Origin of the sequence: Pseudoduganella lutea, from assembly GCF_004209755.1 — a bacterium.
GTDB classification, from domain to species: Bacteria; Pseudomonadota; Gammaproteobacteria; order Burkholderiales; family Burkholderiaceae_D; genus Rugamonas; species Rugamonas lutea.
Genome location: NZ_CP035913.1, coordinates 6,752,592 through 6,763,878 on the forward strand (window position 1 = coordinate 6,752,592; position 11,287 = coordinate 6,763,878).

Annotated in this window: 7 protein-coding genes and 1 pseudogene; 4 read left to right on the forward strand and 4 right to left on the reverse strand. The window is 54.2% G+C overall.

The annotated features are described in order from the left end of the window. Nucleotides 1-75 precede the first annotated feature (75 nt). Complete coding sequence (locus EWM63_RS33000) at nucleotides 76-1,635, reverse strand: methyl-accepting chemotaxis protein (RefSeq protein WP_130189535.1); 1,560 nt, start codon at nucleotides 1,633-1,635, stop codon at nucleotides 76-78. Between the two features lie 13 nt (nucleotides 1,636-1,648). After that, complete coding sequence (locus tag EWM63_RS28535) at nucleotides 1,649-2,404, reverse strand: transporter (RefSeq protein WP_130189536.1); 756 nt, start codon at nucleotides 2,402-2,404, stop codon at nucleotides 1,649-1,651. 633 nt (nucleotides 2,405-3,037) lie between these two features. Between EWM63_RS28535 and EWM63_RS28540 the strand changes: the two genes are divergently transcribed. The 3 genes from EWM63_RS28540 to EWM63_RS28550 all read left to right on the forward strand — a co-directional run bounded on the left by EWM63_RS28540 (nucleotide 3,038) and on the right by EWM63_RS28550 (nucleotide 7,621). Then, the gene (locus tag EWM63_RS28540) at nucleotides 3,038-3,319 is read left to right on the forward strand and encodes a hypothetical protein (RefSeq protein WP_130189537.1); all 282 of its coding nucleotides are present in this window, start codon (nucleotides 3,038-3,040) and stop codon (nucleotides 3,317-3,319) included. Nucleotides 3,320-4,592: 1,273 nt separating this feature from the next. After that, a complete protein-coding gene (locus EWM63_RS28545) occupies nucleotides 4,593-6,092 on the forward strand; it encodes an ATPase domain-containing protein (RefSeq protein ID WP_130189538.1) in 1,500 nt (499 codons plus the stop codon). A gap of 26 nt (nucleotides 6,093-6,118) precedes the next feature. Further along, nucleotides 6,119-7,621: a hybrid sensor histidine kinase/response regulator gene (locus tag EWM63_RS28550; RefSeq protein WP_229487556.1), complete on the forward strand. Its 1,503-nt coding sequence runs from the start codon at nucleotides 6,119-6,121 to the stop codon at nucleotides 7,619-7,621. Nucleotides 7,622-7,831: 210 nt separating this feature from the next. Here EWM63_RS28550 and EWM63_RS32690 read toward each other — a convergent pair. Further along, nucleotides 7,832-8,307, reverse strand: a pseudogene (locus EWM63_RS32690) (tyrosine-type recombinase/integrase); the annotation flags it as partial. Nucleotides 8,308-8,327: 20 nt separating this feature from the next. Further along, nucleotides 8,328-10,247: a PAS domain-containing hybrid sensor histidine kinase/response regulator gene (locus EWM63_RS28560; RefSeq protein ID WP_165390977.1), complete on the reverse strand. Its 1,920-nt coding sequence runs from the start codon at nucleotides 10,245-10,247 to the stop codon at nucleotides 8,328-8,330. Between the two features lie 562 nt (nucleotides 10,248-10,809). On the opposite strand from EWM63_RS28560, the gene EWM63_RS33190 reads away from it, so the two are divergent. Continuing rightward, nucleotides 10,810-11,211, forward strand: a complete 402-nt coding sequence (locus EWM63_RS33190; RefSeq protein WP_130189541.1) for a diguanylate cyclase domain-containing protein — start codon at nucleotides 10,810-10,812, stop codon at nucleotides 11,209-11,211. The last annotated feature ends 76 nt before the right edge of the window (nucleotides 11,212-11,287 follow it).

An 11,287-nucleotide genomic window follows, 5' to 3' on the forward strand; every position in this document is an offset into this window, starting at 1 on the left:
CGAGATGCGGTGGCGTATCGAACAGTGTGCGGCGAAGGCGCAATGCATAACCGCCTCAGGCGGTGCTGGTCAGCATCATTTGGCTGTCGCATTGCCAAGTTGGAACACATTGACGACGTCCTTCAGCGTCGCCGCCCGGTCCTTCATTGCCGCCGAAGCCGCGGCGGCTTCCTCGACCAGTGCTGCATTCTGCTGCGTGATGCCATCGATCTCGCTGATCGCCCGGTTGACCTGCTCGATGCCGCTTTCCTGCTCGGCACTGGCGATACTGATTTCGGCCATAATGGCGCTCACGCGTTGCACACTGACGACGACCTCTTGCATCGTCGCGCCAGCGGCGTCTGCCAGCGTGCTGCCGCGAGCGACGGCACTAGCCGCCGTCCCGACCAGTTGCCTAATTTCCTGGGCAGCGGCGTTAGAGCGGTGGGCCAGGCTGCGCACCTCGGCGGCGACAACGGCAAAACCCCGGCCTTGCTCACCCGCTCGGGCTGCCTCGACGGCGGCATTCAAGGCCAGAATATCCGTCTGGAATGCGATTCCTTCGATGACGCCAATGATATCGCCGATCCTGGCGGATGTTGTCCTGATTTCTCCCATCGTCTCGACGACTTCACCAACAACCACGCCGCCTCGGACGGCTACGTCCGAAGCCGTTGAAGCCAGTGCGGTTGCCTCGCGGGCATTGCCGGTGTTCTGTCGCACAGTCGAAGTCAGTTGCTCCATCGTGGCCGCAGTCTCTTCCAGCGAACCGGCCTGCATTTCGGTACGGGACGACAGATCCATGTTGCCGGTCGCTATCTGGCTCGATGCCGTGGCAATGCTGTCGGTGTTGGTGCGCACTAGCGAAACGATGTTGTGCAAGCTGCTGCGCATATCTGCCAGTGCCAGCGTCAGGCGTCCGGTTTCGGTGCGCGTGTCGGTTCGGCCGTTAAGGGCACATTCAGAGAGGTCCCCGCGGGCAATGCGGGCGGCAGTTTGCATGACCGCATTGAGCGGGACGACGATGGCACGCGCGTTCATTTGGCCCAATGCAAGTGCGACGACCATCGACAAGATCGACACACCCAGGATCTGGCGTTTTGCATTACGTGCGGCATTTTCCCCTGCTGCGGCCAGCAGCGTCGAATTCTGTTCGATATGCTCACTAAGCGCAGCCATGCTTTCCTCAAGCGTGCGAAAACTCGCCAGAAACGCGGGGTAGGCCGCGTCAATGGCGGCTTTATCGCCGGTGCCCATCTTTCCAATAGCGCTGGCACTTGAAAGATATGCCTCGGCGTCCGGTATCACCAACGCCATCGCCTGTTGCAGGGCGGCGTCGCTGGTCAAACCGGCCATGCTGGCCAGACGCGCGCGCAATAGTGTCGTATGTTCCAAGAGATCTTTGCGCGCTTCAGTCGCCTGGGCAGCATCGCCGTTGGTTGCACTGAGCAGGATGCCCAGGACGTCGCCGCGGATGGCGTCATGGGCCATGTCGGCTTGCAACTGGTCCTTAATGGCGCTGCCATTGTCACGCACTGCCTGCATAGCGGCGTCCAGGTCGCGGACGGCCTGGAAGGCAATCAGCCCGCACACCGCAACAAATAACAGAGTGGAGACGTTAGACAGCAGCAAGCGCTTACGGATCGACAGGTTCATAGATGCGGTGATATCAGAGCTTGATAGACAGGCCGACGGTCAGGCCTAAGTCAGGCGTACGCCCATTCAGACCGTGCGAGAATGCCGTATCAATCTGGACGTTTTTCTGCAGGAGATACGCCGCACCGACTGACAGGCTCGCTTCGGTACCGCCATGGGCCGCGCGCGCTATATGGGGCGACGAAACCTCGACGAAGCTACGCAGGCGCTCGCTCAACGCCTTGCCTACTACCAGGCCGAAAATCGCAAACGTCGTACCGCCGTTGGCCTTTTCGTGGCCAATTCCGGGCATGATGCCGAGCGATAGGTCATGTGGCAGGTCCCACTCGGCAACCACGCGCGCTGTCGGTCGCGTTCCCTCACCGCGAAATGCGGTGCTACCGGTGCTGAGGTCCGCGTGCAGCAACACAGCGACCGACGGCAAGTTGCCGACGGCGTCCATGGCATGCCATTTCATACCCAACGAAGTGTCGGCATAGCCACGTTCGGTAACAGGGGCATGGCCCGCCGTCCTGCTGCGTTGGCGTAGCGCACCATCGGACTCAAGGCGCAGTTCGACCGTCTCGCCAATGCCGAAGCGGAGCAACGTCGGCATCGCCCAAAGCGTTTCAGTGTCGCCACGGCCCGTAGTGCGATCGCGCGCAACGCTTGTTTCGATTTGTATGCGCCCCTTGCCCACGACATTGCTGGATTCAACGAAATCCGGACGGTCTGTGGCAATGGGCTCCTCGTCTGCTGCGTAGGCAGGAGATGAGACGAACGCAAACATGGTGAAAGCTGCCTGGAGGCGGCAGCGAAATCGGATAGACAAAGGAAACTCCGGTATGCAAGGGGAGGGTACAAGTAGGCCATTGTCATACCGCAGGGGTAGCGTTCGCATGAAACCTGCAAGAGTGATATTGAAATCGCGGGGGAGGGCGTTGTAGTTGTACAACGATGCAGATGCTGTTAGCGCAAAAGTGAGTTACAAAAACATTTCGTTTTCGCAAAAATGCATGGATCAAGGCTACACGTGCTCAGAACAGCATTTCGCAGCAAGAATTTGCAACGAACTGTTTTGTCGATACCGACACTACTTTCTCGGTATCGACAGCACTTTCGATAGGTATCATGGCACCAGCAGAATTTTTTCGCGGCACTTTAATAACAGTTGTCTACAAAATGTTTAAGCGCGAAGCGATGAGGCCATTGGGCCAGCAGCGTTGTCTAGCACTTTGCGCTCCAATACGGCAACGCATTGGAAACACCTGAGCAAAAATATTTTCCCAAGGCAAACCACAGCTGTAGGAGCTAAGTTTTGCTAGAAGCCGAGGCGCTGCAGACGTTTAAGTACTATACTCGTGCTTTGCAGCCAGCCTGTTTGGAAGTTCGTAAATAGGCGGTTGATATCAGAGATAAAATTATGAACAATGAAGTATTGGCGATGATTAAAGAGCAGGCGGCGCAGATTCAAATGTTAAGCGAGGCATTTCATCAGCAAACAAAGCAGCAAGGGATTTATGCGCTTCGAGATCTTGCACTGTTGAAAGTGTTGATACTAGAGCTTGAAGAATCGCAGCCAGGGATTTCTGCGAGTCTGCAAAAGCGCCTGGATATGCTTATCTTGCAAATCGGCGATGACCCCGATCTATGCGCATCAATTCACTTGGCAAACCAATTTCTCGTGACTCCAACGAAGACCTAGGGGATGATTATCTGGCCTTAGCTATGGCCAAAGGAACCCTTAACTGTGAGAATAACGGATGAGATGACTTCCGTCAGAGATACTGGCGATCGTATTCTCTAATTGGCGTACGATAAAAATCAAGTTGTGCACGATTTTTGGCATCGCTTTTGAAGACAGCGTGGCCTACCAGCAATCAGCGGACTATTGTAGAGAACGAAGAATGGCATGGTGCGATGTCCTCAGCCGACACGCGTTCGGCGACCCTAGTGTGCCAGTTTTAAGGGCTGAACGTCTGCGATGGGGTGGAGCTGTCGCCACCAGTGTCCGACATGGCGGCATTGTAGCGCGGCGTTAGTGGCAATGCGTTGAGGGCTGATGGCCGGCCCTGGGTAGGTTGTCGTAGAACCCGACAGACTGTTTCGAACGATAGGCGGTGTTCACATAATGCGTGTGGCTGTGTACATCCCGTGCGACCTAAGGATTTCGAGCAACAGGTCAATAAGCTTTGCAAGTTCTCGATGTGGGCGAGGCTTCATTGCAATTCTATCGAGAGGCGCTGATCGGAGCACAAAGCTTAGGTTAGAGCGGCTAACAACACCTTTCGCTTGTCCTAGGGGCAACAACCACGTGCACTTTGGCAATGTGACCATTCGCTTTTGGCGAGAAGCAGCCGTTGGCCGCGGGTACGTTGTACTATGGTAAGCGTCCATAAGACTAAGGAACCCCATCCACCAACTTGCTCGCTCAGGCAGCTTTCTTAGGTCTGACGAAGGCTTTTCAAGCAAAAGTAGCCGGCTCAAGGTCGGCTAAATCTCGTTCCTTGGGGGAGCTAGAGGACACATATGCACCTCTCAACTTGCCCCTGACTAAACCAATTTCATCTGGTCATACTATCCATTACTGAAGCGCATATCGCGTCATGTGGTGGCATAAAAACTAGTCGGTCCCTGCGACTCGGGTTGGCTCTTTACAATCTAACTACATTGGACGTTCACGTTTGCGCGCTACTGTAACTGCAGCACAGGCCGTCCACCCGTGAGCTTTGATATTTTGATGACTACCGTAAATTTTCCCGGACAAGCGCTTGGAACCCCCTAAGTAGCAGTGTCTTGAAATTGGGCAATGCGGGTGAGCAGTTTGTCAGCTCGGCCTGTCGAGGCTCACGCTCTGCGTTCTCGCCAAACCCGTACCCGTGCCGGACAAATGTGTAGAGCTTGCTCAGTGTGGCCTTGTATAATTGAAGTGGTTTCAGCTCCAGACGTCAGTTGGCATTTGGGCAACTAGGATAATTATGACTGCTCAAAATTCGGTAACGACGGCGTTTATTTCAACGGGTATTCCTGGCTTGGACAATGTCCTTGGAGGAGGATTGACGAAGGAGCGTTTGTACTTGCTCGAGGGTGATCCTGGCTCTGGGAAGACGACTATGGCCCTTCAATTTTTGATCGAGGGCGCCCGCTTGGGGGAGACAGTTCTCTACATTACGCTTGCCGAGAACAACATCGAATTGCATGCAGTAGCAGACGCTCACGGATTCCAGATGGATGGGGTGCAGGTGCACGAGGTGATACCTGAAGAAAGCTTACTAGATCCGAGTGAGCAATACACGGTCTTGCACCCTTCCGAAGTCGAGCTAAGTGAAACAAACAGTCTTATTCTGGGGATGATCGAGAAGCTAAATCCTAGCCGGGTGGTCCTCGACTCTCTCTCGGAGCTTCAGCTTTTGTCAGGTAGCGCTTTGCGCTACAGACGTCACGTGCTTGCCTTGAAACAGTACTTCGCAAAGCGTTCATGCACAGCTCTACTTCTTGATGACAAGACTGCAATTCGCGGAGATCAGCAAGTCCGAAGCATTGCCCATGGGGTGATTACCTTACAGCATACGGATTCGGAATATGGCGCCGAAAGGCGGGTAGTCCGTGTACTTAAATATCGTGGCATTTCCTTTCGACGTGGACCCCACGATTATTCGATTATTACAGGTGGAATCGTTGTTTATCCGCGAATAATTGCCGCTGAGACTCGCGAGCTAACTCCGCGAACAAAAGTCCGCAGTGGCATTGAGGAGTTGGACGCTTTATTAGGCGGAGGTATCGAGGCGGGCTCAAGCACCCTGGTGTCAGGACCACCAGGCACCGGTAAATCAACGCTCGCGGTGCAATTTGTTAAAGCAATAACCGACCAGGGCGACAAGGCAGCAATGTTCCTTTTTGAGGAGTCATTCAACACGCTGTTAAATCGGTGCTACGGTGTGGGAATCAATTTGCGCGATCCTCATGATGCAGGACTGCTTACGATACACCAGATTGATCCGGCTGAACTGTCACCTGGCGAATTTACACATGCTGTGTGTCGGGCGGCTGACGCCGGCGCGAAAGTAGTGGTTATCGACAGCCTCAACGGCTACTTGAATGCGATGCCGGAAGCTCGGTTTCTGACGACACATCTGCATGAAGTGCTCACGTATCTAGGGCAACGAGGTGTTGTAACATTCTTAATTGGGGTGCAACAAGGAATCGTCGGAGCAATGACGACAGGAATCGACATCAGTTACATGGCCGATAACGTTTTGATCTTGCGGTATTTTGAGGCCCGCGGTGCTGTCCAAAAAGCAATTTCGGTGTTCAAGAAAAGGGGCGGCGCGCACGAGACAACCTTGCGCCGATTTGGTATTACAAGCAGCGGGATCGAAGTCGGTCCGGTACTCGACAATTTCCAAGGAATTCTGACAGGCGTACCAGCCTTGATCAATGGCGAGCAGGACGTCGTCGTTTTGGCTCAGCAGCCATAATCAGGGTAATAATGGTAGGTTTAGTTGTGGAAAATCGCGTTCTGATCTATGCCCCGATTGGCAAAGATGGCAGGCTAATTGCCCAGTTACTGCACCGAGGCGGTGTGGGTCAACATGTTTGTACCACCTCGGCCCAGGTTGTCACTGAGCTAACTAACGGCGCTGGCGCACTGCTATTGACAGATGAAGCGCTAGACTCATCTTTGTTGCGTTCACTCAATCATTTTATCCAGCAGCAACCTGCTTGGTCTGATCTTCCGATTCTTCTGATGGTGCACAGCGCTCGTGCTAATGATGAGTCAAGCGGACTGTACGACAAGCTTGGATATGTTTCTTTATTGGAACGCCCGCTTCAGGGAGCGACGATTTTGAGTGCTGTTAAATCGGCTCTTCGGGCACGCGAGCGTCAGTATATGATGCGGGAAATAGATCGCCGCAAAGATGAGTTTTTGGCTATGCTGGCGCATGAACTTCGTAATCCCCTCGCCCCAGTTAGCGCAGCATCTGACTTGCTCAAGCTCGGCAACCTGAGCTCCGAAAAAATTAAACAGACAAGTGAGGTCATTTCGCGCCAAGTCAGACATATGACGGGCCTTATTGACGATTTACTCGATGTTTCCCGTGTTTCTCGGGGGCTTGTCAATCTTGATAGCGCCGCCGTTGACGCGAGGCAAGTGATTTCTGGAGCGCTCGAGCAGGCCCGTTCGTTCATCGATGCAAAACGTCATCAGTTGATTTTGCGAACATCGCCGGAGCATGCATGCATCCAAGGTGACCACAAGCGACTAGTCCAGATTCTCGCTAACATCCTTAACAATGCGGCGAAATACACTCCTGAAGGTGGAGAAATTTCCCTATCAATGGATGTTGACAATTCCGAGGTTACTTTTACCGTATCCGACAATGGGATTGGGATTGCTAACGATGTGATCGAACATGTTTTTGAGATGTTTGCCCAGGCAGAGAGAAGTGCAGATCGCGCCCAAGGTGGGCTCGGTATTGGCCTTGCGTTAGTGAAAAATTTGGTACATCTCCATCGAGGGAGAGTCACCGTTCATAGCGATGGGATCGGTGCTGGTAGCAGCTTCAAGGTCATCCTACCGCGTTGCGCTGAAATCAATCATCCTTTAGTAGAACTAATTGTCCAGCCTCAACAGCCGACTAGATCACCAAAAATCCTTGTGGTTGACGATAATAAAGATGCCGCTGACATGCTCGGCCTGTTTCTAGAAGCGGCGGGATATGACGTCAAAGTTGTTCATAGCGCTACTGCTGCGTTGTCTATGGTGGCTAAGGGTAATGTGTTTGACGCCTGTCTGCTTGATATAGGGCTGCCTGATATGGACGGAAATGCCCTTGCAACGCGATTGCGCGAACTTGCGCCAACTGCGGAATCGTTCTTAATAGCTATCACTGGATATGGCCAAGATAGTGATCGTGCGAGAACTCGCGAGGCTGGCTTTGACGAACATCATGTCAAACCAGTGAACATGGACAACTTGTTGCGCTCGCTAGCCGCTTTGCCTTAATTAATCTTCTCTAGAAATCTGATTGTTGTCACTGTCTCCAAGCTACAGGTTCCCCATCGGGGATGGATACGAGGACGTCTGACGCCACACTGCTGTCGGAAATGTAACGGTCTGCTCTGCGGCGCTGTCAGCCGGTCGCTGGGCACAACGACTGGCAGGTTAGCGTTTATGGAACGTCAGCATCAAGTGCTTTGCCGCCACCGCGTTGGCCTACGCGTCGGTCTGTTCAGCCATCTCAAGTGCTCTTTGATCTCGGTGCCCAGGTATCGGACGGTGTTGTCCGGTTTCGTATGACCGAGTAGCAGTTGCACGGCCCTGAGATTTTTTTGTTTGGTGGTAGATGAGCGTTGGTTTTGTCTTGCGCATCGTGTGCGTACCGTATGCTGCTGAGTCCAAGCCAATGGTTTCGATCCATCGGTGGACAATCCGCGCGTACTGGCGTGTCGAGAGATGGGGCGAGTCTGGGACGCGACTCGGAAACAGGTAATCTCCGGTCCGTGGGCCGCGCTCGCCGGGCCAGTTTGACAGGCTTAGGCGAGTGCCCTTGCTCGGTTCGAATTGAACCGGCTGCTTTGTTTTCTGTTACATGACGATGGCAGGTCCGCCGATTCGACCTCCTTGTGAGAGTCCTACACCTTTAACTGCACTAGGTCACAGCCGCGAAGCTTGCTGTCGATGGCTAGGTGATCTCCTGACGCATGCAGTTTCATGACGCGTTCAACGTCCCAAGGAAGGAAAACAGCTGCGCAGCGTCCAAAGGTTTAACGAGGTGAAGGGCAAAACCAGCCTCTAGTGTCTGCTCACGGTCCTGCTCTTGTCCGTAGCCTGTGACCGCAATCATTATTGATTTGGCCATTCCGGGCATTTGACGAAGGCGCCGCGCTAACTCCTTTCCATCTAAGTCAGGAAGACCAATGTCGAGTAGGCATACGTCAAATGCCTCACTTTCAGCACATGCTAGTGCGTCTGCAGGATGGTGAACAACAAATGTGGTATGCCCAGCAGCGTCGAGAAGCATGGCGAGTGTACGCGCCCCATCTACGTTATCATCAACCACGAGTAAGCGCAGCGAATGCTGCTGAGCGGGCAATGTCCGTGTGGCCTCATGAACTGATCGAGGTTCGGTCGGAACATTTAGGCGAGGAATACATACGGTAAATTTGCTGCCTTTACCTGGACCATCACTTTCGCACTTGACGGTTCCCTCGTGGAGTTCGATTAAGTTTTTGACCAATGGTAGGCCTAGTCCGAGTCCACCTGATGTCCTGTCAGATGTGACCTCTGCTTGGGAAAATAGATCGAATACTCGCCTGACTAAATCCGGCTGCATCCCGATGCCGTTGTCCAATACGGAAACCATAACGTTGTTGCCGTGCGCCTCTGCACGGATCTCGATCTCCCCACCTTTAGGCGTGTATTTCGCTGCATTGTTCAGTAGGTTTGCAATCACTTGCACAAGACGTTTGCGGTCGCCATTTACCACGGTTGTACGCGGTGCAAGGTCCACACGAAGGTGATGCTGTCTTCCTTGTATCAGCGGAGTCACTTGCTCGATTGCTTCCCCAACAATTTGCCTGATGTCGATGGGGATACTTTCAAGCTTCACTAACCCTCTACTTACCCGCGAGACATCCATCAAGTCGTCGACCAGGCTACTCATGTGCCGAATTTGTCTAATGATGACTTCGCTTGTCTGCCGCACCCGGTCCTTGTCGAGAGGAGCGATTCTCAACAGCTCCGCTGCCGAACTGATTGGCGCCAATGGGTTCCGAAGCTCATGCGCTAGCATTGCAAGGAACTCATCTTTTCGGCGCTCTCCTTCCTTCAAACGCTCTTCCGCGAGTTTGCGTTGGGTGATATCGCTGGCTGATCCAATCCATTCGCGGATGTTGCCGCTTGCGTCAAGCAGAGGCACGGCCCTGGAAAATGTCCAACCCGGAGAATCATCTTGGCGCAAGACCCGATGTTCGAGTTCGAACACGCTTTTCCGATGTATGGCTTCTTGAATTTTGTGCCGCGCTAGCGCAAGGTCCTCGGGATGGACATACTGCTCGATACGGTATTCAGCCCAGCCGGCAGTAGTCTTGAGGAAGTTCCGGCCATCGAGTTCATGCATGTACCTCCAATCAGGACTCATACGGTAGAGAACCTCCGAGGTCGCCGAAACGTAGGCATTGAGCCGGCCTTCGCTCTCGCGCAGCGACAACGCTGACTGCACCTGGTCGGTGACGTCAATCGTTGTGTGCGAGATGCAAATCAAACTTCCTTCCTCGTCGTAGATGGGCGTATTGGTGGCGCTCCAGTACATATCCTCGAACCAGCTTCGGCCATCCGCATGCATCTCAATTGGATACCGCTGCGCTACCATCTTCTGGCTCTGACCGGTCTCGATGGCCATTGCGATTGAACGTGCAAGATCTTGTGCACCTGTGTCGCCGTAATCATTCGGATCATTTGGGAACACGGAGAACAATGGACGCCCCTCTACTTCTGCGCGCGTTCGCGAGACTGATGAAAGAAAAGCTTCATTTACCGCCAGGATCTCTAGATTTTCTGTCGGCGCCAACAGGTACTGACCGATAGGGGAGCGGTCAAAAGAAGAGTGAAATATTTTGTCAGGCAGCATGAGTCTTCCAGTGGAATAACGCGTTGAAGGCATGTGCCTAAGCGTTTCCCATCTTACGGAACTTTCTCGCTTTGGCGTCGCTAATTTCGACCAGTGTGCCATCATCTATATCTACGGCGAACGTCCGGAATGGGGCGTGGGCTTCCGTACACTGGACGGCGGCAATCGGCAAAGTCCCGACGCACCGCGATGTAGTTTGCTGTGATCTATGTTCGCCCGGTGCGACGGTGTGCCGACCGGCGGTTTTTTTTCAAGGCCGGCAAGGTACGAGCGCTGAAACCGCGATCCTGATTGGGGTGACTACCTCGGTGGGCTTCGCCGGTTTCGTTCTCATGCAGGAATTCTGGAAAAAGCCATGGAGGACCGTCTGCTCTCGCTTGTGCGAGGCCGTGGGCCGTGGCTGGCAACGATTACCGTCAAACGGTCCAGCACCCACGCAGCGAGATGCGCATGGTGCAGGCACGGGAGGGCGCTTTGCCACTGTTGCGACCGTCCGCATCTGGCCCTCCATCCGATACCTTGATAACGCTGCCCGGCGGTTGCGGGCGGAAGGATACCGCCTGTGCTGGCATTGTTGTTTATCGATCCGGATGGGTTCAAACAGGTGAACGATACGATGGGTCACCATACGGGACCACCTGCTGATTGGCGTGGCGCAGCGGAGGACCGGGATGGTACGGCGTACCGATACGGTCGCGCAGCTGGGCGGCGACGTATTCAACGTCTTGCTTGCGGACGTGAACCAGGCGCCCCAGAGTGCCTTCGCAGCGGCAGAAAAATTCTAGGCGACCTGCAAGCGCCCTTTTTGAACGGCACCAGTGGCGTGGGAATTGGCGCCAGTATCGGCCTCGTGGTGTGGGAAGGCGCCAGGTCGGCGGCGGACTTCGAGCATCTTCTGCAGCTTGCGGACGCGCGGATGTATCTGGCCAAGCAGAGCGGCAAGAACCGCGTGGTTGGCCCCTAGCACCTGTTCGCATCGTGCCAGGTGAGTAGCGGTGCCGCATCGCCCAGGTGGGTCGCTGGCCATCGGCGCAATCCGG

Bases quoted from the DNA above. Each gene is read 5' to 3' on its own strand.
- EWM63_RS28540 (WP_130189537.1), top strand. From the start codon at position 3,038: ATGAACAATGAAGTATTGGCGATGATTAAAGAGCAGGCGGCGCAGATT.
- EWM63_RS33000 (WP_130189535.1), bottom strand. From the start codon at position 1,635: ATGAACCTGTCGATCCGTAAGCGCTTGCTGCTGTCTAACGTCTCCACT.
- EWM63_RS28560 (WP_165390977.1), bottom strand. From the start codon at position 10,247: ATGCTGCCTGACAAAATATTTCACTCTTCTTTTGACCGCTCCCCTATC.
- EWM63_RS28535 (WP_130189536.1), bottom strand. From the start codon at position 2,404: ATGTTTGCGTTCGTCTCATCTCCTGCCTACGCAGCAGACGAGGAGCCC.
- EWM63_RS28545 (WP_130189538.1), top strand. From the start codon at position 4,593: ATGACTGCTCAAAATTCGGTAACGACGGCGTTTATTTCAACGGGTATT.